Origin of the sequence: Colidextribacter sp. OB.20 (assembly GCF_009911595.1) — a bacterium.
GTDB lineage: Bacteria > Bacillota > Clostridia > Oscillospirales > Oscillospiraceae > Lawsonibacter.
On the sequence record NZ_QWKG01000005.1, the window covers coordinates 1 to 21,291 of the forward strand.

Genomic DNA, 21,291 nt, shown 5'->3' on the forward strand with positions numbered 1-21,291 from the left:
CGGCGCTCCAGCCCGGCCCGCTCGGCCTCCAGAGCGGCGGCCTGGCCGGCCACCTCCTCCAGCTCCGCCAGCCGCGCCCGGACCTGGGCCAGCTCCCCCTCCAGCTTGGGAATCTCCCCCACGCTGCGGTTGACCTGCCGGCGGTTTTTCCACTCCTTCAGCCGCCCCATGGCCTGGGAGAAGGACACGTCCTCCTGTCCGGAGGACACCAGAGCGGCGATGCGCCGCTCCAGCTCGGGGGCGGTGGTCAGGGACAGGTTTCCGTCCCCCAGAAAGGCGGAGCGGGCAAAAACCTCCGCCCCCACCCCGGTGAGCAGCTCGCCGCAGCGGGCGGCGGTGAGGCCGGGCACCGGCTCCTGTGTGCCGGTGTAGACGGCGGAGAAGCTCCCAAAGGGGGTGTTCCCCCGGGGGCCCCGTCGGACGGTGATGTCCCGGCCCTCAAATTCCAGGATGATCTCCCCCTCCATGGGGGCGCCCGACCAGGGCTGATAGCGGTTTTTATCCGCCAGATAGCCCTTTTTGTCCCGGTCCCGGGTGTCGATGCCATAGAGCATGGCCCGCCAGAAGGCGGCCCAGGTGGACTTGCCCCCCTCGTTGGGGGCGTGGATCAGGTTGAGGCCGGGGCCGGGCTCCAGCCGGGCCCGCTCCAGCTTGCCAAAGGTGGCGGTCATGGCTTTGATTTTCACGCGCCCGCCTCCTCTCCGCTCTCCAGCGCGGCCAGCCCATACCGGGCGGCCAGCTGGAGCAGGGGGTCGTCAGGGTTTTCCTGGCACTTCTCCCACATGGCCCCCAGAAACAGCCCCGTCAGGTTGTCCTCCTCCCGCCGGGCCCACAGGTCCCGGGGCAGGCGGGTGCGGTCGATGATGGCCAGGCCATAGAACTCCGGGGAGAGCATCTGCTCCAGATTTGCCAGGTTGGGGGCCTCCCCCTCTCCGGTGAGAATGATCCGGCAGACGAGGTCGCTGGTCTTTCCGGGCAAAACCTCCAGGATGTTGGACAGCGCCCCCTCCGGCCCGGTAATATCCACTGTAAAAATTTCATACCGCACCTTCGCCAGAGGGACAAACCGGGCCTTGACCTGCCCCGGCTCCGCCTCCAAATAGAGCACGCCCTTCTCCCCCAGCTCGTCAAAGCCCCTCCCCTCAGGACAGCCGGGGTAGGCCCAGAAGGTCTTTCCCTCTTTTTTCAGGCCGCTGGCCTGGTGGACATGGCCCAGGGCCAGATAGTCCAAACCGCTGGCCGCGATGTCCATGGGGGTGATGGGGCCGTAGCCCCCCGTCCCGTTCAGATCGCCGTGGAGGCAGGCGATGTGAAGCCTTCCGTCGTCGGAAACGGCCAGCCCCTCTAAGGGGCAGCACTCCTCATGGGCGTCAATGAAGGCCCGGCCCCACAGGGCGCACCCGGGCAGATCCACCCGTTCCAGCTCCCGGGAGCGGAAAATATGTACGTTGTCCGGCCAGTCAAGGGCGGCCCAGACGGACCGCTCCGAATAGAAGTCGTGGTTGCCCGGGGAAATAAACACGGGGCAGGGGATGGAGGCCAGAGCGGCACGGAGGGCCTGGGCGGTCTCCCGGTAGACCCGCTCCGAGTCCAGCAGGTCCCCCGCCAGCAGCACCAGGTCGGCCCCCTTCTCCCGGGCCAGCTTGGCCAAGGCGTCCAGCAGCTCCCGCTGCTCCCCCCGGCGCCGGGCGGCCCGCTCCGGAGTCAGGCCGGAAAAGGGGCTGTCCAGATGGAAGTCGGCCCCGTGGATGATTTTCAGCATGGTGTTACCCCTTTGTCGTTTTGTAGGGGCGCACATTGTGCGCCCGCCGGTATGCGGCACGCCCGCATTATTCCATAATATCCGTCCTCGTCACATTGACGCACTTCTTCTTATCCGTGTCGATGGTAAACAGGCAGGCGTTGAGCTTGCAGTTCCCCTCCGCCTCCTCATACCGCCGGGGCAGCCCCCCCAGAAACAGGTTCAGGGAGTTCTCCGGTTTGATGCCCAGCACCGAGCGGGCCGGCCCGGTCATCCCCAGGTCGGTGACAAAGCCGGTGCCCTGGGGGAGAATCTGGCAGTCTGACGTGGGCACATGGGTGTGCGTGCCCCAAACCGCCGCCGCCCGGCCGTCCAGGTGCCAGCCCATGGCCCCCTTCTCGCTGGTGGCCTCGGCGTGGAAATCCACCAGCGCCAGATCGTATTTCTCCCGGCTGAGCAGGAAATTCGCCGCCTTGAAGGGGCTGTCCAGGTTGGAGTTCAGGTCCACCCGGCCCATCAGGTTTAGGACCAGGATGTCCAGCCCTTGGCACTGGTAGACCCCCGCCCCCCGGCCCGGGACCCGGCCGGCGTAGTTGGCAGGGCGGAGAATGCGCTCCTCCTTGTCCAGATAGGCCCCGATCTGGATGCGGTTCCAGGTGTGGTTGCCCAGGGTGATTACGTCCGCGCCGGCCTCCAGAATGCGCCGGGCCTGGGCGGGGGTGATGCCCACGCCGGAGGCGTTCTCCCCGTTGACCACACAGAAATGGACCCCCAGCTTCTCCCGCAGGCCAGGCAGCCGCCGGGACAGAATGTCCTGGCCGCCCTCGCCCACTACGTCGCCTACCGCTAGCACGTTTAACTGCATAACCAATCTCCTCCAGATACAGCCTATAAACTTACAGCCTAATTATAATGCAAAATTGGAAAAACAGCAACAGGAAAAGCGTTAAACCCGCCCGGAATATAAAATCGCTCCGCCTCACTTGACAAAGAGGGCTGTTTTGGTATAATGGACACAGAAAGGGCGCCGTTACCAGCGGCTGGCCCTTATCGCTTCAACTTAAACTAAGTTGACCGCTTGGGGGCTAGCCGAGCGGTCAACACGCTTTTGGGGCGGTGAGGAGCATTACTAAAACAGTAATGCCTGCACACACCACGAAACGCAGGACCTTCGTCCCGCGGCCGTTTCCCATCCGCACCACCTCCCCCATAATGGATTTCGCTATGAGGTACAAACGGTGGGCCAACCGCCAATATGTAACAGCGCTCTTTCAGTCCCCTCTGGCTGAGGGGCATTTTTATTTTATCACAGCAGATCGTTTATTGTCAAATTCTGCCGTATGCCCTACCTTGGGTACGGCGACCTCTCTTTTGTCAGGCCCAGCAGATAATCCACACTGGTATGATACAACTCCGCCAGCTGAATCAGCGTTTCAGGGGTCATCGAGTTGACGCCCGTCTCATATGCGGAGTAGGTGCGGCGGTTAATGTTCAAATAATCTGCCACATACTGCTGGGTCCAGTCGTTATCTTCTCTCAAGCTGCGGATATTATAATAAATCACAGTATTCACCTCAGATTTATTATAAATGCCAGGATTTATGCCATTGATTTTTGGCATAAATTCTGGCATCATGATTTTGAGGTGGTAAAAATGACAGCTTTAGAGATGAAAGTGAACTTTTGTGAAAAAGTAGCCGAGCTTCAGGCAAGGAAAAATATCTCTCTTCAAGATCTGGCCCGCCGCAGCGGGCTTCCACTGAAAATGCTGGAGGAGCTGGAGAAAGGGGTCATTCCCAAGGAAATGACGGTGGACAACGCTATTGACCTGGCGGGAACGTTTGGCTGTGAAATTCAGGAACTGTTCCGGTGAAGCGGGAGCTTTCAGAGGAGCGTCAAAAGCCTCCTTTGGAAAGGAGGTGCCCCCGAAGGGGGCGGAGGATTGCGTTTTGCGAAGCAAAACATACGAAGTAAACAAGATTTTGCAAGACTATGTTTATTTCATACATTTTGCCTGCGGCAAAATACAATCCTCAGTCAGCCTTCGGCTGACAGCTCCTTTCAAAAGGAGCCTTGCCCCGCGGGGGAAGGCAAAAGCGGGGCGGCCGAAGCCGTCCCGCTGAAAATACAGATTTACTTGATGGGCAGACCGGCCTCTTTTTTGGCCTTGATCTCCCGGAGGGCGTCCTTATAGGACAGGTTGACCCGGCCCTTCTCGTCGATCTCGGTGACCTTGACCCAGATCATGTCGCCGATGTTGACCACGTCCTCCACCTTCTCCACCCGGTGCTCAGCCAGCTTGGAGATGTGGACCATGCCGTCCTTGCCGGGGGCCAGCTCCACAAAGGCGCCGAACTGGAGGATACGCACCACCTTGCCGTAGTACAGCTCGCCCACCTGGGGCACAAACACGATGGTCTCGATCATCTTCTTGGCGGTCTCGCAGGAGGCGGCGTCGGGGGAGGCGATGTGGATGGTGCCGTCGTCCTCAATGTCGATCTGAGCGCCCGACTCGGCGGTAATCTTCTGGATGACGGAGCCGCCCTTGCCGATGACCTCGCGAATCTTGTCCGGGTCGATCTTCACGGTGATCATCTTGGGGGCGTACTTGCTCACCTCGTCCCGGGGGGCGGAGATGCAGGGGAGCATGACCTCGTCCAGGATGGCGAACCGGGCGTCGCGGGTGATGTCCAGGGCCTCCTTGATGATCTCGTGGGTGAGACCGTCGTTTTTCAGGTCCATCTGGATGGCGGTGATGCCCGACTTGGTGCCCGCCACCTTGAAGTCCATCTCGCCGTGGAAGTCCTCCACGCCCTGGATGTCGATGAAGGTGGTGAAGCCGCCGTTGTCGTCCTGAATCAGGCCGCAGGAGATGCCAGCCACCGGGGCCTTGATGGGCACGCCGGCGTCCATGAGAGCCAGGGTGGAGCCGCAGATGGAGCCCTGAGAGGTGGAGCCGTTGGAGCTGAGCACCTCAGAGACCACCCGGATGGCGTAGGGGAACTCCTCCACAGAGGGGAGCACGGGAACCAGAGCCCGCTCGGCCAGGAAGCCGTGGCCGTACTCCCGGCGGTTGGTGGACCGGGGAGCCCGGGCCTCGCCCACGGAGTAGGGGGGGAAGTTGTAGTGGTGCATATACCGCTTCTCGGTCTCCTCCCAGATGGTGTCCAGCTTCTGGGAGGCGGCCAGGGTGTTCAGGGTGCACACGGAGAGCACTTGGGTCTGGCCGCGGGTGAACAGGCCGGAGCCGTGGACCCGGGGCAGCATCCCCACCTCGGCGGCCAGGGGACGAATCTCATTCTGGGCCCGGCCGTCCACACGGTGGCCCTCCAGCAGCCATGCCTTGACAATCTTCTTCTGGAACTTGTAGGTGAACTCCTCCAGGTACTGGTCCATATCCGGATACTCCTCCAGATACTTCTCGTGCCAGTGCTCGATCATCTCGTTCCAGCGCTGCTCCCGGACGGTCTTGTCGTCGGTGTCCATGGCAGCCTTGGCCTCGTCCATGAAATTGGCAACGATGTCGTCAAAGAGCTCCTGGTTGAACTGGGCGTGGTCATACTCCATCTTGGGCTTGCCGATCTCCCGGACAATCTGGTCGATGAAGTCAATCTGCTTGCGGATCTCCTCGTGGGCCTTGACGATGCCGGCGTACATGATCTCGTCGGGGATCTCGTCGGCCCCGGCCTCGATCATCACCACCTTCTCCCGGGTGGCGGCCACGGTCACGTCCATACGGCTGGTCCTGCGCTGCTCCTGGGTGGGGTTGAGGACGATCTGCCCGTCGCAGAAGCCCACCTCCAGGCAGCCGATGGGGCCGGCGAAGGGAATTTCACTATAGCTCACGCAGGCGGAGGCGCCGATCATGGCGGCCACCTCGGGGGAGCAGTCGTAGTCCACACTCATGACGGTGCACTGGATGCACACGTCGTTGCGGAAGTCGTAGGGGAACAGGGGGCGCATGGGCCGGTCGATGAGGCGGCTGGCCAGCACGGCGGGCAGAGAGGGCCGGCCCTCCCGGCGCATGAAGGAGCCGGGAATCCGGCCCACAGCGTAGAGCTTCTCCTCAAACTCCACAGACAGGGGGAAGAAGTCGATGCCGTCCCGGGGACGGGGGGAGACGGTGGCGGCCACCATCACGGTGGTCTCGCCGTACTTCACCAGGGCGGAGGCGGAGGCCAGCTCAGCCACCTTGCCCACCTCGATGGTCAGAGGCCGGCCGCACAGGTCCATGGTCCAGCTCTTGTACTTGGGGAACTGTTTGTGCTTGATAATCGTTGACATGTCGATTCTCCTTTTCGTTTGGTGTCCCCGGAGGTTTGTCTGCCCTTTAGCACTTGAATACGGGTTTGGGAACCTTCCTCCCGCCGCAGCGAAAGCCTCCCTTCGCAAAGGGAGGTGGCATTTACGAAGCAAATGGCGGAGGGTTTCTCCTATCGGGACGAATCTGTTTTCGGGAGAACCCCCCAGTCAGCTTCGCTGACAGCCCCCTTCGCGAAGGGGGCCTTTTTGTGCTCTCCAATCCCATATTCAACTGCTAAAAGACCAGAAAAAACGCCGGGGGTATATGCGAACATAGGGCGGAGCGCAAAAACGCCCGCCCTATATTTCACAATCTTACTTACGGATGCCCAGCTTGGCAATAATCGCGCGGTAGCGCTCGATGTCCTTGGCCATCAGGTAATCCAGCAGCTTGCGGCGCTTACCGATCATCTTGTACAGGCCGCGGCGGCTGTGGTTGTCGTGGATGTGCACCTTCAGGTGCTCGGTGAGCTCGTTGATGCGGGCGGTGAGAATGGCAATCTGGACCTCGGGAGAGCCGGTGTCGTTCTCGTGGGTGCGGTTGGCCTCAATGACGGCCGTCTTTTCGTCCTTGCGGATCATGGAAAATTCCACCTTTCAAAATGTTCTGTCCAAGGGCCGGGCAGCGGGCGGGTGAGTCCCCGCGCACCTGCGCGGGCAGTGTCCCAGCAGCCAAGCAGTGGACGGCGCACATTCTCGTGCCCGGATAATATATCATAGTTTTTTCCGGATGTAAAGAAAAAAGTCCGGAATTTCAAGAAAAATTTTTAGCTTTTCTCTTTTGGTTCTTTCCTGGCGGGAAAGGGGATCAAATTTGTGAATGGAACTTCTTCCGCCATTGAAAGCTGAAGCTCCTCTAACTCTTTCATAGCTTCTTCCGCAAGCACACATATCGTATCCAGGCAAGCAAAAGTTTTACAATATAACTCATAATATTGCTGTGCGCTCAGCATGTGTTCTTCATGTTCCATAAGGACCCTCCATTTATGCATAACGATTATTTTCGACAATCATATAATATCAAAGACACGGAAAGACTGTCAAGCGTTTTGATTTTCTTTGATATACAATGATTGTCAAAGGGGGCGTTTGCGTGGATAAGACCCAAACACAAATCAGCTTTCGCGTAACGAATGAGTTTAAGGAACGGCTGGAGGTGCAGGCGGAGAAAGAGCGCCGCAGTGTGGCCGGTATGGTCCGCATTGTGATGGAGGATTACCTTGCCGAAAAGGAGAAGGAAACAAAATAATTGGACAAACAGCTCGCCCGGCGTTATAATGAGGCAAAAGGGGGAACCACTATGCCGAAAATCGACGCCCAGCTGGGTATTCGCCTGACCAAGGACCTGAAAGCCCGTCTGACCGCCCAGGCCAAAAGCGAGATGAAGAGCGTCTCCACCCTGGTGGTTCAGCTGGTGGAGGAATATCTGGAGTCCCAGGGGGACGGAAAAAAAGACTGAAAGGACCGCCCGGCGCGGATACGCGCCGGGCGGTCCCTGTGCTTATGCGTTTTTCGCCATTCTCCGGCAGGCCAGGGCGGTTGCCAGGAAATAGCCTCCGTAGACCACCAGGAGCACCCCGGCGGTGACGGCGCTGCTGGCGGCGCTGTCCACCTTGCCCACGGCCAGAATGACGTCGTTGGCCGCCTTCATGCCCACGGCGGAGTGGATCAGGGCCAGAATCAGGGGCAGGAGGAAGGCCAGAGCCACCTGCTGTGTGGCGGACCGCTTCACCTGCCGCTCCTCGGCGCCCAGACGGCGGAGAATGGCGTACCGCCCGGTGTTGTCCGCCCCCTGGCTCAGCTGTTGGAGGGCCAGCACCGCCGCCGCAGCCAACAGGAAGGTGAAGCCCAGATAGAGCCCCAGGAACAGGGCCAGAATCTTGTTGCCCATGGTATCGCCATAGATGGACAGCCGGGTCTCCTCCCGGATGGCCAGCTTCTCCCACAGGGGGGTCACCAGCTCCAGCAGCCGCCGCTCCGTCTCCTCCCGGTTCTCCCCGGCGTAGTCGGCAGACCAGACCTGGCGGCGGACCTCCAGCTGGCCGGCCATCTCGTCGGGGACGGCCGCGCAGACCATCCCCAGGCCGCCGGTTGCCAGGCCGTCGGAGTCCTTGAAGTCCATCAGGGCAGGCAGGGGGCCGGTGTAGGCGGGCTTCCCCTGGCGCTCCAGCAGGGCGTTCAGGTCGGAGACCCGGATGGCGCCCGAGGCGTCCTCGATGCCGGTGATCTCCTTTTTATTGTAGTAGTACAGCACATCCCGGCTCCAGGCCAGCTCCTTGTCCGGGTCGAAGCCCCCCGCCCGGAGGACCGCGTCGAAGTCCACCGTCTCCACATCCCCGGACTGGTTCTGCACCGAGATGTCGAAGGGGGTCTGACTGCCGCTCATGGCGGACAGGGTGGAGTTGAGCCCCAGGCAGCTGGCGGTGATGCCGATGGCCAGCAGCAGGAGGATGCACACCACTGTCTGGGCCAGGTAGGTGGTGTGGACCTTGCTGATCCACTGGCGCAGGGTGAACATGTTCAGGTTTTTGTAGTACAGCCCCGGGCGGCTCTGGACAAACTTCATCACGAACCCGGACATGGATCGGAAGATGAGCAGGGTGCCCAGCGTCCCCAGCCCCAGCATGGGGAAGCACAGGAAGGGCACCGCCACCGACACGGCCATGCCGAAAATGAGCAGGATGGCGTAGGCGGCCAGCAGGCAGGCCACCCCCAGCACAAACTGAAGCACCGCCACCGACAGGGGCCGGGGCTTCAGGATCTCATTTTTCCGCTCCCCGTGAATCAGGTCGATGAGCTTCGACTTGGACACCTGCACCCCGCTGAGGGCCATCACCAGCAGAAAGATGACGCCGAAGTAGAGGACGGTTTTCACCGCCGCCCCGGGAGAGAAGTTCAGGGCCAGCAGGTCGGACACGTCCATCTCGAACATGGACAGGGTGAGGGCGGACATACCGAAGCTGGCCGCCACCCCCAGAGCCAGCCCGGCCAGCAGGGAGACCACTCCGATGAGTCCCGTCTCCAGGAAGAGCAGCCGGGACACCTGGCCCTGGCTCAGGCCCAGGAGGAGATAGGTGCCCAGCTCCCGCTTCCGCCGGCGGAGGAGGAAGCGGTTGGCATAGAGAATGAGGCAGGCCAGCACCACCGCCACAAAGACGGAGAAGATGTCCATCAGCATGGTGATGGCTTCCACAATGGGGTTGCCGTTCTGGGCCAGATAGACCAGCGCCCCCTGGCCGTCCAGGGAGTTGAAGGTATAGAACAGGCACACGCCGAAGGTGAGGGTGAGGAGGTAGACGCCGTAGTCCCGGAAGGACCGGCGGACATTGCGCACAGCCAGCTTAGAGAACATCGGCCATCCCTCCCCCCATCCGGGCGGTCACCTGGATGATCTTTTGGAAAAAATCCCTCCGGCTGCCCCTCTCCCGGTGGAGCTCCAGGAAGAGCTTCCCGTCCTGGAGGAAAACCACCCGGCGGCAGCAACTGGCGGTGAAGGCGTCGTGGGTGACCATAAGGATGGTGGCCCCCAGCTCCCGGTTCAGCTCCTCCAGCCGGTCCAGCAGCAGCTGGGAGGACTTGGAATCCAGCGCGCCGGTGGGCTCGTCTGCCAGCACCAGGGCCGGGCGGGTCACCATGGCCCGGGCGGCGGCACACCGCTGCTGCTGCCCCCCGGACATCTGGTAGGGGTACTTGTTCAGGCAGTCGGAGATGCCCAGAAGCTCCGCCATCTCTCGCACCCGCTTGTCAATCCTCTGGGCGGGGGCCTTCACAATGGACAGGGCCAGGGCGATGTTCTCAAAGGCGGTGAGGGTATCCAGGAGGTTGCAGTCCTGGAAGATGAAGCCCAGCCGCTCCCGGCGGAACTTGGCCAGCTCCCTGCCCTTGAGGCGGGTGAGCTCCCTACCGTCGATGACGATGGAGCCGGAGGAGGGCCGGTCAATGGTGGACACGCAGTTTAAAAGGGTGGTCTTGCCCGAGCCCGAGGGGCCCATCACACCCACAAACTCACCCGCCTCCAGAGACAGGGACACCCCGTCCAGGGCCCGGGTGACCGCTCCACCCCGGCCGTAGACCTTCTCCAGGCCGGCAACTTTTAAAATTTCAGACATATCGCAGTGCTCCTTTCAGGTTTCCCGTGAACTGTACTAGAGCATATCATACAGTTGTGAAAAATGCTCTAAAGGAAATATGAGGATTTCATTAAGAAGCGATTAAGGTTTCCTGATTTTCCCCTGTAGGGGCGGACATTGTCCGCCCGCTTTTCCCACCCGACCGGTTGACGGCGGGCGCACACTGTGCGCCCCTACATATCTCTGCCCCTTGATTTTTCCCTGAAAATATGCGATACTGCTAAGTAAAGAAAGGGGGGAGGACCATGCTGGAGGTTCGTCAGCTGTGCAAGAGCTACGGCGGGCGGCAGGTGCTCTCGCCCATCCGCTTCCTCCTGCCCCCGGGCCAGTGCCTGGGGCTGGCGGGGCACAACGGCTCGGGCAAGTCCACCCTTCTGCGGCTCATCGCCCAGGTGGAGAGGCCCGACGGGGGAGACGTCCTCTATGAGGGCAGATCCGTCCTGGGGGACCGGGCCTTTCTGCGTCAAAGTCTGGGCTACGTCCCCCAGAGTCCGGAGCTGGCCCGGGAGCTGACGGTGCGCCAACAGCTGGAGCTGTGGCAGGCGGCCTGCGGACTGTCCGGTCCTCTCCCGGACGACGTTCTGGAGCTGCTGGGCTTGGAGCCCCTTTTAAAAAAGCCCATCCGGGCTCTGTCCGGCGGGATGGCCCAGCGGGTGAGCATTGCCCTGGCCCTGCTGTCCCGGCCCCGGGTGCTGCTCATGGACGAGGCCGCCTCCGGCCTGGACCGGGACTATGTTCCCAAGCTGCTGGACTGGCTGGAGGGCTATCTGTCCAGGGGGGGCAGCCTGGTGTGGTGCAGCCACCACCGGGAGGAGCTGGACCGGCTGTGCGGCGCGGTGCTGACCCTGGAAAACGGTGTTTTAGGCGCTTGAAGAAAGGATGGAGAAGCGTATGATTTGCAGAAGCTGCGGACGAGAGATCAGCGACGGGGCAAAATTCTGCCCCTACTGCGGGATGAACCCGGCGGAGTCCGCCGGGTCGGGGAGCACCTGGGGCTCCGCCCCTGAGCCGGCAGGCTATACCGGCCCGGAGGCCCCGGTGCCGGGCGGCGGCAAAAAGAAGGGCCTGCTCATTGCCGGCGCGGCGGCCGCTGTGGTGGTGCTCGCCCTGATTGCGGCGGCAGCCGCCGGCCTGTTCGCCAACCCCAAAAAGCAGGTGGCGGCCGCCCTTGCCAAGTCCGCCGCCGCCTACGCCGCCGCCGAGGAGAAGCTGGGGCTGCCCGACGTGGACCAGTGGCGAAGGGACCAGTCCATCTTCCAGAGCATATCCCTACAGCTGCGGGACATCAACAGCCAGCTGACGGGCTATGATCTGTCCGCCCTCAGCGGTCTGGAGTTCGGTATGTCCGCCGGCTACAGCGGCGAAGACCGGTATATGCTGGCCGAAGCGGCCGCCAGCTGGGGCCCGGATGAGCTGTTCCTCTTCCGGATGGTCGCGGATGACGCCGAGCTGTACTTCCACTCCCCCCAGTTCACCGGCGACGCCTACTACGGCGTGAACACCGAGACCCTGGGGGCCGACCTGACCAGAATGACCGGGGACAACTCCATGGACAGCGTCAGCTTTAACTTCTTTGACCTGATGGAGCTGGCCCTGGAGCGGGTGGAACCGGAGGCCATGGAGCAGGCCGTCCGCGAGGCCAATCAGGCCCTCTGGCAGGCCGCCCAGGTGAAAAAGGCAGGGACCAGGACCCTGACCCAGAACGGCGCCGAGACCAAATCCACCCTCTACCATGTGACCGTCCCCCAGGAGGCCCTGGAGCAGTATGTGGACGATATGGAGACCATGCTGTCCCTCATCAACTACTTCGACCTCTATGAGGAGCTCTATCAGTCCATGGGTATGCCTCAGGACCAGATCGACGAGATCCTGGATATGCTAGAGAACCTGGATATCTACGGCGAGCTGGCCGACGGCCTCCGGGATGCCCTGGACGACCTCGGCGATCTGGAGCTGGACGTCTGTCTCTACGACGGCTATGTGTCCGCCATACTCTTTGAGGACGAGATCTACGGCTCTGACGTCTCTCTGACCCTGTATCTGGGGGGCAGCGGGGCGTATGTGGACAGCCTGAGCGCCAAATTCTCCGTGGATGACACGGAGATCGCCCTGGAGTCCTCGGGCAGCCACGCCATGGACGGCCAGGTCTATACCGACAAGACCACCATCCGGCTCAGGCAGTCAGGGACCGCGGTGGCCAGGATCACCTCTGAGCTGTCCTATGACCCCAGAGAGGACGAGGAGAACTTCCAGTGGGACCTGGAGGTAAACAGCTCCGGCCTCAGCATTTTTTCGCTGGACACCCAGGGCACGCTGTATGTGGAAGAGGACATCATTGACCTGACCCTGGACGACGCTGTCTTACGCGTGATGGGAATGGAGCTATGCAGCCTGCACCTCAACTGCAGGGCCAGCCGCTGCCCGGACTGGCTGGAGCAGCCTATGGAAAAGGCCAGGCTGATTACCGGGATGGAGCAGGCCGAGCTGATAGCCTTCGCCAATGAGCTGCAAAACAACGCCGAGGCCTGGGTGGAGGATATGGAGGCGCTGTTCCTGGCCCGCCTGCCCCAGGAGCTGCTCTGGGCGGTTATGTACGCATGAGTGACCGGCGGTTTTGGGGAAAATATTTTATTCTGACCATGGGACAGCTTCGCCAACAGGGTTGGCTGTTGGCGGGGCTTGTCCTTTTGTGCCTTCTTCTGCCCCTGGGGGCGGGCCTGGCGGCCAGTGAGCTGCTGAGCCGGGGAGTGGACTTCGCCCCCGTCACCCTGGCTGTCACCGCCCCGGAGGGGGACCAGGTCCCCCGACAGCTGGAGCAGTACATGGGGGGCATGGAGGACATCGCCCAGTACTGCAAAATCAAAGCCATGGGGGAGGCGGAGGGGCTGGAGGCCCTCCGCCGGGGAGAGGTCACCGCCGTGCTGGCCCTGCCTGAGGACTTTATCCACGGGGTGATGTGGGGGACCAACCCGGACCTGCGGCTCATTGTGTCCGGAGACCGGCCCCTGGAGTCCCTGCTGCTGCTGTGGGTGGGCCAGAGCGCCAGCGACATTCTGGCCGCCTTTCAGAGCGGGGTATACGCCGTGCTCGACCTGTATGAGGAGGCCCCGCCCCCCGGTCTCACCCGGGATCAGGTGGTCCTCGACATCAACCTGCGGTATATCCGGCTGGCCCTGGACCGGGGCGGGCTGTTCCGGACCGAGACAATCTCCGCCACCGGCGTCCTGCCCGTCTCCCTGCACTATGCCCTGGCCCTGATCTCCTATTTCGCCCTGGCCGCCGCCCCTCTGTTCGTCCCCCTGTACACCGGCAGCTGGCTGACCTTCCAGCGCCGGCTGCGGTGCGCCGGCCGGGGGACTACGGCTGGCTGTCTCGCCGCGGCAGCCGCCCAGACGTTGGCTCTGCTTCTCCTGCTGGTCCCCGCTCTGTTGCTCACGGGGGAGGGGGGTCCCGCCGTTTTGGCCGCCGCCCTGGGGATGGCCCTGTTCTGCTCCCTGTTCGCCTCGGTGTGCTGTCTGGCTACGGAGAGCGCCGCCGGGTGCGGGACGGTATCCTTTTTGACCGCTCTGCTGGCTCTGGCACTGGCCGGGGGGATTGTCCCCCCGGTGCTCCTCCCCGCCGGGGTGCGGCAGCTGGCCCCCCTGTCTCCCGTGACCTGGCTGATGGGTCTGGCCGCCTGGCCCATGGGCTATGACCTGCCCCCGGCCTCTCTGGCCGGGCTGCTGCTGGCCGGGCTGGGGATGCTGGGGGCCGGGCTGGTCCTGTACCGCCGCCGGGCGGACCGTCAGGGGGTGGCCCTATGAGCTTTTTCGCCGCCGCCTTTGCCTCTGGCCTCCGGGCCCGGCTGGCCCACTGGCGGACCTGGGTCCTGCTCCTGCTGCTCCCCCTCACCGCCTTTGGGGCGGCCCGGCTGCTCCCCCCGGAGGAGGTCTCCGCCCCTGTCCAGGTGGGGGTGGTCCTGCCGGAGGAGGGAGGGGAGCTGTTTTGGGAAAAATTACAGGCCCGGAGCGGTCTGGCAGTCACCTTTCACAAGGCCGGGCTGGCTCAGGCCCGGCGTCAGGTGGGGCTGGGCCGGTGGGACTGCGCTCTGGTCCTGCCGGAGGACTTCTACCGCCGGCTGGAGGCGCTGGACACCGGAGAGTTGTTCACCCTGCTCATTGGCCCCGGCTCCGCCGTCTACCCCCTGGTGCGGGAGACGGTGGCCGCCTGTGTGGCCGAGTGCGTCTCCCCCGCCATGGCGGAGGAGTATCTGCTGGACAGCGGCATTACGGCCCGGGATGATCTCCCCACCGTGCGCCCCCGGCTCCGGGAGGTCCTGGGGGACCAGGACCGGGTGCTGCTGGCTCTGGAGACGGCAGACGGCCGGCCCCTGGACCCCCTGACTCTGGCCGGCCGGGGGGTGTCCGATCTGGCCGCCGGCCTGACCGCCATTCTGCTGCTGATCTGGGCCCTGTTCACCGCCATGGATCTGGGCCGCTGGCTGGACAGCCCCTTCGCCCGGCGGCTGGCCCCCCTGCAGGGGACCACCGCCCTGCTCCTGCCCCGGCTGGCGGGGGCCTTGCTTCCCGCTCTGTGCGCCGGGGGGCTGGCCCTGCTGGCGGCGGGGGCTCCCGCTCCATGTGTCCCGGCCCTGATCCCCTACCTGCTGTTCTGGGGCGGGGCGGCACTGGCGCTGGCCCGGTTCCCAGGAGTCTGGACCGCCCTACCGGTGCTCACCCCCTTTGTACCGGCGGCCGGGCTGCTGCTCTCGCCGGTGCTGCTGGACCTGTCCCTGCTCTTTCCCGCTTTGGGGCCGGCGGTGCGGTGGAACCCCGTCACTCTCTACCTCCGCACCTGCGGCGGCAGTCTGGGAGACGGCGCCCTTCTGGCAGCTGGCGGCGGGGTGCTGCTCCTTTTCTCCCTGATGCTGGATCGCAAATAGGAGATGTCCCGCCACACCAGATTCTCAAGTCTATCTAGGAGGCGCACACTGGCCCCCAAAAGCAAAACGCCGTGTATTTTACGAGCGGTAAAATACACGGCGTTTTAAAATTATTCCTTAATAGGCCAGCTTCTCCTCCAGCCAGGCCTTCAGCTCGCTGATGGGCACCCGGACCTGGTCCATAGTGTCCCGGTCCCGGATGGTGACGGCGTTGTCTGCCTCCTCGGTGTCGCTCCCCACGGTCTGGAAGTCCACGGTGACGCAGTAGGGAGTGCCGATCTCGTCCTGGCGGCGGTAGCGCTTGCCGATGGAGCCGGCGTCGTCATAGTCCACCATGAAGTATTTGCTCAGCTCGGCCTGAATCTCCCGGGCCTTGTCCCCCAGCTTTTTGGACAGGGGCAGCACGGCGCACTTGAAGGGGGCCAGGGCGGGGTGGAAGTGGAGGACAGTGCGCACATCGTTCTTGGCCTCGTCCACAACCTCCTCGTCGTAGGCCTGGCACAGGAAGGCCAGGGTCACCCGGTCGGCGCCCAGGGAGGGCTCGATGACGTAGGGAATATAGTGCTCATTGGCCTCCTGGTCGAAGTAGGTCTGATCCTTGCCGGAGGTGGTCTGGTGGGCCTTCAGGTCGAAGTCGGTGCGGCTGGCCACCCCCCACAGCTCGCCCCAGTCGGTGAAGGGGAAGGCGAACTCGAAGTCGGTGGTGGCGTTGGAGTAGTGGCTGAGCTCCTCGGGCTCGTGGTCCCGCAGCCGCAGGTCCTCGTCCTTCATGCCCAAATCCAGCAGCCACTGGTGGCAGAACTTTTTCCAGTAGGCGAACCACTCCAGCTCGGTGCCCGGCTTGCAGAAGAACTCCAGCTCCATTTGCTCAAACTCCCGGGTGCGGAAGGTGAAGTTGCCTGGGGTGATCTCGTTGCGGAAGGACTTGCCGATCTGGCACACGCCGAAGGGCAGTTTGCGCCGGGTGGTGCGCTGAACGTTCTGGAAGTTGACAAAGATGCCCTGGGCGGTCTCGGGGCGGAGGTAGACGGTGTTCTTTGCATCCTCGGTGACCCCCTGGAAGGTCTTGAACATCAGGTTGAACTGGCGGATGTCGGTCCAGTTGAACTTGCCGCAGGAGGGACAGACAATCTGGTGCTCCTCAATGAACTCCTTCATCCGGGCCTGACTCATGGCGTCCACGCTGTGGCCCAGGTCGAAGCTGTTCTCCTGACACCAGTCCTCGATCACCTTGTCCGCCCGGAAGCGCTCGTGGCACTCCTTGCAGTCCATCAGCGGGTCGGAGAAGCCCCCCACGTGGCCGCTGGCCACCCACACCTGGGGGTTCATCAGGATGGCGGCGTCCAGACCCACATTGTAGGGGTTCTCCTGGACAAACTTCTTCCACCAGGCCTTCTTGATGTTGTTCTTCAGCTCCACACCCAGAGGGCCGTAGTCCCAGGTATTGGCCAGGCCGCCATAGATTTCGCTGCCGGCGAAAATGAAGCCCCGGCTTTTACACAGGTTTACAATCTTGTCCATGGTCTTTTCGCTGTTTTTCATTGTGAATGCTCCTTTTCTGATTTCTGCCCTCGCCGGGCGGGCGTTCTTTTCTTGAAAGAAAAGAACCAAAAGAACTTTTGTGCAAAGCTTCGCTTTGCTTTCGGCTCAGAACGAAAAACGCCCCGAGCCTCTTCGGCTCAGGGCGAACAAAATGTCCGTGGTTCCACCTGAATTCGTATCTGGCTGATACGCACTCTGACCCGGTAACGGCGGGGACCGGCGGGGCATTTCCTCCCCGCGCTCCAGGGGGCCTTTCCGCCACAGCTTCGGAGAATTTTCACCGGCCATCCTCTCTCTGACGCCCCGCTGTGAGGTACTGTTCCCTGTCAATGCTTTACGAGCCCTTATTGTATGCTACTTTTTACCCCCTGTCAAGGGGAATCATTCGCTTTTTTCTCGATTTTTGTCCTTGAGTTTTTTATATTGAATTAAAACCATCATGATATAGGCATTGTCCTCCAATGCTTGTTCCATCCATTTCTCTTCCGCCTCCTCCGACATGATTTCCCCCGAATCTATCATATCCAGGATATCCATGTGGTACAAAAGCCACAGAATCGCCCCCTGCTGCTCTTTTTTTAAATGTTCAAGGTTTTGTATCAGCTTCCTTTCCTGCCTTAGATCCTCAATATTGAAAATATTATCTTCTTTATTCTGCATTGTATCCTCTCCTTCATAACTGCGACGTATTATCAATACAATATTACTACAATCAAAATCAAAGTTTGGAATGTATACATTCCAAATTCAATTCTTCTGCCAATTATCTTTAAAAATTTAAAGACTTTCTTTTAAAATACTAAGCAGAATTTTAAAACGCCACTTGACAACCCGGCCAAAACCGGATAAGATATGGGACACATATGAAAAATGCGCGGAAAAGGACAAGTACCCGCTCTCAAGACGCAAAGAGAGCCGCCGTTTGGTGCAAGGCGGACGGGAGGGAGCGGTGAACATCACCTTGGAGCTGAGGGCTGAACATCAGTAGGCCCCTCCGGACGCCCCCGTTATCAGGCAGCTTTTGAGTGGCCGGGCCCTTGCGCCCCGGCAAGAAGAGTGGTACCGCAGAGGTTTGCGCCTTTGTCTCTTTATGGGACAGGGGCGTTTTTATTTTGGGAAAGGAGCGGTCAAAAATGGATTCGGTCTCTATTCAAGTTGTTGACACCCCCGAGAAATTCCACCCTGCGGCTGAGGAGGCCGCCCAGGCGCTGACATCCCTGCTGCGGGAGCTGGCGGCCATGGAGAATAAGAGTTTTGCGCAGTACACCCGCCTGTGCAAAAAAGGGCAGGTTGTCGAGTTTAAGGGCGGTGTGCGCAGGGAATTTACCGACGTCCAGGACTGGAAAGAGGAGAGAAAGCTCCGCTTCGCCGCCCTGCTGGACCCCCACTGCACCCAAAAACTGATTACCCAGCGGCGGGACTGTCTCCATGCGGATCACTTTCCCTCCTCATTCAACTGCGTAAATACCGGCTGTACACTGTCTGTCACCATGAAAAGCGCCGGAAAGGCGGTGGCGCAGCTGGTCCCCGATGAGGACAGCGTGCCCTTTGACCTGTCCGACCCGGATGTGCGCTATCTGGTGGAGGATGCGAAACGCGGCGGGCACGGCGCCCAATGCTATGGCTATTTTCAAAAATATCGCTTTGTCCTCAAGCGCGAGGCGGAGGAGTGGCACATTGACGAGGTGTCCTGCGACAGTCTGCACGGGGACCGCTGGCGACGGGATTATTACTTTTAAGGAGGGAGCCCGGCCTATCTCTGCCAGGCTTGCCGCAAGCTGATTGCGGATTATTGAGAATACAATTTGAAATAAAGTGAAGGAGTAATACAAAATGGACTACAACAAGACCATCAATCTGCCAAAGACCGACTTCCCCATGCGGGCGGGCCTGCCCGCCCGGGAGCCCGATATGCTCAAGCGGTGGGAGGAGATGGACCTCTACCACGAGCTGCTGAAAAAGAATGAGGGCAAGCCCCTGTACTCCCTCCACGACGGCCCTCCCTTCTCCAACGGCGCCCTGCACATGGGTCACGCCCTGAACAAGTCCATCAAGGACTTCATCACCCGCACCGCCGCCATGCGGGGCTGCCTCACCCCCTACATCCCCGGCTGGGACAACCACGGCATGCCCATCGAGAGCGCCATCATCAAGCAGAACAAGCTCAACCGGAAGGCCATGTCGGTGGCCGAGTTCCGCACCGCCTGCCACGAGTTCGCCCAGCACTATGTGGACGTACAGCGGGAGGGCTTCAAGCGGATGGGTGTCATCGGCGACTGGGAGAACCCCTATCTGACCATGGCCCCCTCCTTCGAGGCCGAGGAGGTGAAAATCTTCGGGGCAATGTACAAAAACGGCTACATCTACAAGGGCCTGAAGCCGGTGTACTGGTGTCCCCACGACGAGACCGCCCTGGCCGAGGCGGAGATCGAGTATCAGGACGACCCCTGCACCACCGTCTATGTGAAGTTCCCCATGTTGATGGACAACGCCAAGCTGACCCACCTGGCCCCCGCAAACCTCTTTTTCCTGATCTGGACCACCACCATCTGGACCCTGCCGGGCAACCTGGCCATCGCCCTCCACCCCAGGGAGAGCTACGCCATCGTCCAGGCGGACAACGGAGAACAGTATATCCTGGCTGAGGCCCTGGTGGAGAAGGTCATGAAGGTGGGCGGCGTGGAGAACTATAAGATTCTGGAGACCCACCCCGGCAGCTTCTTTGAGAACATGGAGGCCAACCACCCCTTCCTGGACAAGACCAGCCGTCTTGTGACCGCCGAGTACGTCACCATGGACAGCGGCACGGGCTGCGTCCACACCGCCCCCGGCTTCGGCGCGGACGACTACGAGACCTGCAAGCGGTATAAGATCGAGATGGTGGTGCCTGTGGACGACCGGGGCCGCCACACCGACTACGCCGGCAAGTACGCCGGCATGAAGACCGAGGAGAGCAACCCCGTCATCCTGGCCGACATGAAGGAGTCCGGAGCCCTGTTCGCCTCTGAGGACATCGTCCACTCCTATCCCCACTGCTGGCGCTGCAAGAAGCCCATCATCTTCCGGGCCACCCCCCAGTGGTTCTGCTCGGTGGAGTCCTTCAAGGATGCCGCCGTGGCCGCCTGCGACGACGTGCGCTGGCTGCCCGGCTGGGGCATCGACCGGATGAAGTCCATGATCCAGGAGCGGGCCGACTGGTGTATCAGCCGTCAGCGCCGGTGGGGTCTGCCCATCCCGGTGTTCTACTGCGGTGACTGCGGCAAGCCCATCTGCACCGACGAGACCATCGCCGCCGTGAGCAAGCTGTTTGGCGAGAAGGGCTCCAACGCTTGGTATGAGATGGATGCGGCGGACATCCTCCCCGAAAGCTTCGCCTGCCCCCACTGCGGCTCCCAGAGCGGCTTCACCAAGGAGGAGGACACCCTGGACGGCTGGTTTGACTCCGGCTCCACCCACTTCGCCTCCATGCAGAAGGACCAGGGCTTCTGGCCCGCCACCGTCTATATGGAGGGTCTGGACCAGTACCGCGGGTGGTTCCAGTCCTCCCTGCTCACCGCCGTGGGCGCGCTGGGCAAGGGAGCCCCCTTCAAGGAGTGCGTCACCCACGGCTGGACCGTGGACGGCGAGGGCAAGGCCATGCACAAGTCCCTGGGCAACGGCGTGGACCCCGCCGACATCTTTAAGAAGTACGGCGCCGACCTGATCCGCCTGTGGGCGGGCTCCGCCGACTACCATGTGGACGTGCGCTGCTCCGACAATATTTTCAAGCAGCTCTCTCAGAACTACCTGAAATTCCGCAACACCGCCCGGTACTGCCTGGGCAACCTGGACGGCTTCGACCCCAATAACCTGGTCAAGCCGGAGGAGATGGTGGAGCTGGACCGGTGGGCTGTCACCAAGCTGAACCGGCTCATTGAGAAGTGCTTCGCCGCCTATGACAACTACGAGTTCCATGTGGTATCCCACGCTATCAACGATTTCTGCGTGGTGGAGCTGTCCTCCTTCTATCTGGACATCATCAAGGACCGGCTATACTGTGAGGAGAAGGACGGTCTCCTCCGCCGCTCCGCCCAGACCGCCCTGTGGATGATTCTGGACACCATGACCAAGCTGTTCGCCCCCATCCTGGCCTTCACCTGCGACGAGATCTGGCTGGCCATGCCCCACCGCGAGGGCGACGACCCCCGGAACGTCCTCCTCAACGAGATGAACAAGCCCTTTACTAAGTATGCTCTTGACGAGGACACTATGGCACGCTGGGTCGAGATCATCCAGCTCCGGGACATGGTCAACGCCGAGCTGGAGAAGGCCCGGAACGAGAAGAAGATCGGCAAGAGCCTGGAGGCCAAGGTCATCCTGGGGCTTCGGAAAGAGGACGCTTTCTTTGCCGAAATGGATCAGGAGGAGTTGGCCGACATCCTCATCGTCTCTCAGGTCGAGACCGAGATGGTCAACCTCACCGTTGCCAACGTGGAGCCCGCCCAGGGCCAGAAGTGCGAGCGGTGCTGGAAGGTGCTGCCCGCCGTGGGCTCCGATTCCAGGCACCCCACCCTGTGCCCCCGGTGCGCCCAGGTTGTGCCCGCTATTGAAGTCGAATAACAGCACCCGCCCGGCGCAGACTGACGCGCCGGGCGGTTCTTTGTCAGGAGAATTTA

General features: G+C 61.7%; 20 protein-coding genes and 2 other annotated features. Of the genes, 9 read left to right on the forward strand and 11 right to left on the reverse strand.

What is annotated here, in order from left to right:
* The 4 genes from D1641_RS01360 to D1641_RS01375 all read right to left on the reverse strand — a co-directional run.
* The coding region (locus D1641_RS01360) for an AAA family ATPase (RefSeq protein ID WP_160662602.1) at positions 1 to 686 on the reverse strand (686 nt) is incomplete at its 3' end.
* Complete coding sequence (locus tag D1641_RS01365; RefSeq protein ID WP_160662603.1) at positions 683 to 1,762, reverse strand: DNA repair exonuclease; 1,080 nt, start codon at positions 1,760 to 1,762, stop codon at positions 683 to 685. The genes D1641_RS01360 and D1641_RS01365, both read right to left, overlap by 4 nt.
* 67 nt (positions 1,763 to 1,829) lie before the next feature.
* Positions 1,830 to 2,606 carry a TIGR00282 family metallophosphoesterase gene (locus D1641_RS01370; RefSeq protein WP_160662604.1) on the reverse strand — a complete coding sequence of 259 codons (777 nt, stop codon included), beginning with the start codon at positions 2,604 to 2,606 and terminating at the stop codon, positions 1,830 to 1,832.
* A 480-nt stretch (positions 2,607 to 3,086) separates the two neighbouring features.
* Positions 3,087 to 3,305, reverse strand: coding sequence for a helix-turn-helix transcriptional regulator (locus tag D1641_RS01375; RefSeq protein WP_347707362.1), 219 nt, complete (start codon positions 3,303 to 3,305; stop codon positions 3,087 to 3,089).
* 90 nt (positions 3,306 to 3,395) lie between these two features.
* Between D1641_RS01375 and D1641_RS01380 the strand changes: the two genes are divergently transcribed.
* Positions 3,396 to 3,614, forward strand: coding sequence for a helix-turn-helix transcriptional regulator (locus tag D1641_RS01380; protein WP_160662605.1), 219 nt, complete (start codon positions 3,396 to 3,398; stop codon positions 3,612 to 3,614).
* Positions 3,615 to 3,874: 260 nt separating this feature from the next.
* Here D1641_RS01380 and D1641_RS01385 read toward each other — a convergent pair whose 3' ends face one another.
* The 3 genes from D1641_RS01385 to D1641_RS01395 form a co-directional block, all read right to left on the reverse strand.
* The gene (locus D1641_RS01385; RefSeq protein WP_160662606.1) at positions 3,875 to 6,025 is read right to left on the reverse strand and encodes a polyribonucleotide nucleotidyltransferase; all 2,151 of its coding nucleotides are present in this window, start codon (positions 6,023 to 6,025) and stop codon (positions 3,875 to 3,877) included.
* 333 nt (positions 6,026 to 6,358) lie between these two features.
* Positions 6,359 to 6,625 (reverse strand): 30S ribosomal protein S15, encoded by a 267-nt coding sequence (gene rpsO, locus D1641_RS01390; protein WP_160662607.1) that lies wholly within the window; start codon positions 6,623 to 6,625, stop codon positions 6,359 to 6,361.
* A gap of 185 nt (positions 6,626 to 6,810) precedes the next feature.
* The gene (locus D1641_RS01395; RefSeq protein ID WP_160662608.1) at positions 6,811 to 7,014 is read right to left on the reverse strand and encodes a hypothetical protein; all 204 of its coding nucleotides are present in this window, start codon (positions 7,012 to 7,014) and stop codon (positions 6,811 to 6,813) included.
* A 122-nt stretch (positions 7,015 to 7,136) separates the two neighbouring features.
* On the opposite strand from D1641_RS01395, the gene D1641_RS01400 reads away from it, so the two are divergent.
* Positions 7,137 to 7,292 (forward strand): hypothetical protein, encoded by a 156-nt coding sequence (locus D1641_RS01400; RefSeq protein WP_201757190.1) that lies wholly within the window; start codon positions 7,137 to 7,139, stop codon positions 7,290 to 7,292.
* Between the two features lie 51 nt (positions 7,293 to 7,343).
* Positions 7,344 to 7,502, forward strand: a complete 159-nt coding sequence (locus tag D1641_RS01405) for a hypothetical protein (RefSeq protein WP_160662610.1) — start codon at positions 7,344 to 7,346, stop codon at positions 7,500 to 7,502.
* A gap of 42 nt (positions 7,503 to 7,544) precedes the next feature.
* On the opposite strand, the gene D1641_RS01410 is transcribed toward D1641_RS01405, so the two are convergent.
* Together D1641_RS01410 and D1641_RS01415 are read right to left on the reverse strand one after the other, a co-directional pair.
* Positions 7,545 to 9,395, reverse strand: coding sequence for an ABC transporter permease (locus D1641_RS01410; protein WP_160662611.1), 1,851 nt, complete (start codon positions 9,393 to 9,395; stop codon positions 7,545 to 7,547).
* Entirely contained in the window at positions 9,385 to 10,152 is a 768-nt protein-coding gene (locus D1641_RS01415) for an ABC transporter ATP-binding protein (RefSeq protein WP_160662612.1), read from the reverse strand. Before D1641_RS01415 ends, D1641_RS01410 begins: the two co-directional genes overlap by 11 nt.
* Positions 10,153 to 10,418: 266 nt before the next feature.
* Between D1641_RS01415 and D1641_RS01420 the strand changes: the two genes are divergently transcribed.
* The 4 genes from D1641_RS01420 to D1641_RS01435 are packed head-to-tail and all read left to right on the forward strand — an operon-like array spanning position 10,419 to position 15,094.
* Entirely contained in the window at positions 10,419 to 11,045 is a 627-nt protein-coding gene (locus tag D1641_RS01420; protein WP_160662613.1) for an ABC transporter ATP-binding protein, read from the forward strand.
* Between the two features lie 19 nt (positions 11,046 to 11,064).
* Positions 11,065 to 12,774 (forward strand): zinc ribbon domain-containing protein, encoded by a 1,710-nt coding sequence (locus D1641_RS01425; RefSeq protein ID WP_160662614.1) that lies wholly within the window; start codon positions 11,065 to 11,067, stop codon positions 12,772 to 12,774.
* The gene (locus D1641_RS01430) at positions 12,771 to 13,976 is read left to right on the forward strand and encodes an ABC transporter permease (RefSeq protein ID WP_160662615.1); all 1,206 of its coding nucleotides are present in this window, start codon (positions 12,771 to 12,773) and stop codon (positions 13,974 to 13,976) included. The genes D1641_RS01425 and D1641_RS01430 overlap by 4 nt, the downstream gene beginning before the upstream one ends.
* Positions 13,973 to 15,094 (forward strand): hypothetical protein, encoded by a 1,122-nt coding sequence (locus D1641_RS01435; protein ID WP_160662616.1) that lies wholly within the window; start codon positions 13,973 to 13,975, stop codon positions 15,092 to 15,094. Before D1641_RS01430 ends, D1641_RS01435 begins: the two co-directional genes overlap by 4 nt.
* Positions 15,095 to 15,211: 117 nt before the next feature.
* On the opposite strand, the gene D1641_RS01440 is transcribed toward D1641_RS01435, so the two are convergent.
* Together D1641_RS01440 and D1641_RS01445 are read right to left on the reverse strand one after the other, a co-directional pair.
* Positions 15,212 to 16,636 carry a glycine--tRNA ligase gene (locus D1641_RS01440; protein WP_160662617.1) on the reverse strand — a complete coding sequence of 475 codons (1,425 nt, stop codon included), beginning with the start codon at positions 16,634 to 16,636 and terminating at the stop codon, positions 15,212 to 15,214.
* Positions 16,637 to 16,771: 135 nt separating this feature from the next.
* Positions 16,772 to 16,975, reverse strand: a binding site (T-box leader).
* Between the two features lie 42 nt (positions 16,976 to 17,017).
* The gene (locus D1641_RS01445; RefSeq protein ID WP_160662618.1) at positions 17,018 to 17,296 is read right to left on the reverse strand and encodes a hypothetical protein; all 279 of its coding nucleotides are present in this window, start codon (positions 17,294 to 17,296) and stop codon (positions 17,018 to 17,020) included.
* Positions 17,297 to 17,502: 206 nt separating this feature from the next.
* Positions 17,503 to 17,727 (forward strand) — a binding site (T-box leader).
* Positions 17,728 to 17,769: 42 nt separating this feature from the next.
* On the opposite strand from D1641_RS01445, the gene D1641_RS01450 reads away from it, so the two are divergent.
* The gene (locus D1641_RS01450; protein ID WP_160662619.1) at positions 17,770 to 18,375 is read left to right on the forward strand and encodes a hypothetical protein; all 606 of its coding nucleotides are present in this window, start codon (positions 17,770 to 17,772) and stop codon (positions 18,373 to 18,375) included.
* 94 nt (positions 18,376 to 18,469) lie between these two features.
* Entirely contained in the window at positions 18,470 to 21,235 is a 2,766-nt protein-coding gene (gene ileS / locus D1641_RS01455) for an isoleucine--tRNA ligase (protein ID WP_160662620.1), read from the forward strand.
* The last annotated feature ends 56 nt before the right edge of the window (positions 21,236 to 21,291 follow it).

Excerpts from the sequence above, each read along its gene's own strand:
- D1641_RS01450 (WP_160662619.1), top strand. The coding sequence starts at position 17,770 with ATGGATTCGGTCTCTATTCAAGTTGTTGACACCCCCGAGAAATTCCAC.
- D1641_RS01445 (WP_160662618.1), bottom strand. The coding sequence starts at position 17,296 with ATGCAGAATAAAGAAGATAATATTTTCAATATTGAGGATCTAAGGCAG.
- D1641_RS01385 (WP_160662606.1), bottom strand. The coding sequence starts at position 6,025 with ATGTCAACGATTATCAAGCACAAACAGTTCCCCAAGTACAAGAGCTGG.
- D1641_RS01370 (WP_160662604.1), bottom strand. The coding sequence starts at position 2,606 with ATGCAGTTAAACGTGCTAGCGGTAGGCGACGTAGTGGGCGAGGGCGGC.
- D1641_RS01365 (WP_160662603.1), bottom strand. The coding sequence starts at position 1,762 with ATGCTGAAAATCATCCACGGGGCCGACTTCCATCTGGACAGCCCCTTT.
- D1641_RS01380 (WP_160662605.1), top strand. The coding sequence starts at position 3,396 with ATGACAGCTTTAGAGATGAAAGTGAACTTTTGTGAAAAAGTAGCCGAG.
- D1641_RS01430 (WP_160662615.1), top strand. The coding sequence starts at position 12,771 with ATGAGTGACCGGCGGTTTTGGGGAAAATATTTTATTCTGACCATGGGA.
- D1641_RS01410 (WP_160662611.1), bottom strand. The coding sequence starts at position 9,395 with ATGTTCTCTAAGCTGGCTGTGCGCAATGTCCGCCGGTCCTTCCGGGAC.
- D1641_RS01440 (WP_160662617.1), bottom strand. The coding sequence starts at position 16,636 with ATGAAAAACAGCGAAAAGACCATGGACAAGATTGTAAACCTGTGTAAA.
- D1641_RS01435 (WP_160662616.1), top strand. The coding sequence starts at position 13,973 with ATGAGCTTTTTCGCCGCCGCCTTTGCCTCTGGCCTCCGGGCCCGGCTG.
- rpsO (WP_160662607.1), bottom strand. The coding sequence starts at position 6,625 with ATGATCCGCAAGGACGAAAAGACGGCCGTCATTGAGGCCAACCGCACC.
- D1641_RS01425 (WP_160662614.1), top strand. The coding sequence starts at position 11,065 with ATGATTTGCAGAAGCTGCGGACGAGAGATCAGCGACGGGGCAAAATTC.
- D1641_RS01405 (WP_160662610.1), top strand. The coding sequence starts at position 7,344 with ATGCCGAAAATCGACGCCCAGCTGGGTATTCGCCTGACCAAGGACCTG.
- D1641_RS01420 (WP_160662613.1), top strand. The coding sequence starts at position 10,419 with ATGCTGGAGGTTCGTCAGCTGTGCAAGAGCTACGGCGGGCGGCAGGTG.
- D1641_RS01415 (WP_160662612.1), bottom strand. The coding sequence starts at position 10,152 with ATGTCTGAAATTTTAAAAGTTGCCGGCCTGGAGAAGGTCTACGGCCGG.
- D1641_RS01395 (WP_160662608.1), bottom strand. The coding sequence starts at position 7,014 with ATGGAACATGAAGAACACATGCTGAGCGCACAGCAATATTATGAGTTA.
- ileS (WP_160662620.1), top strand. The coding sequence starts at position 18,470 with ATGGACTACAACAAGACCATCAATCTGCCAAAGACCGACTTCCCCATG.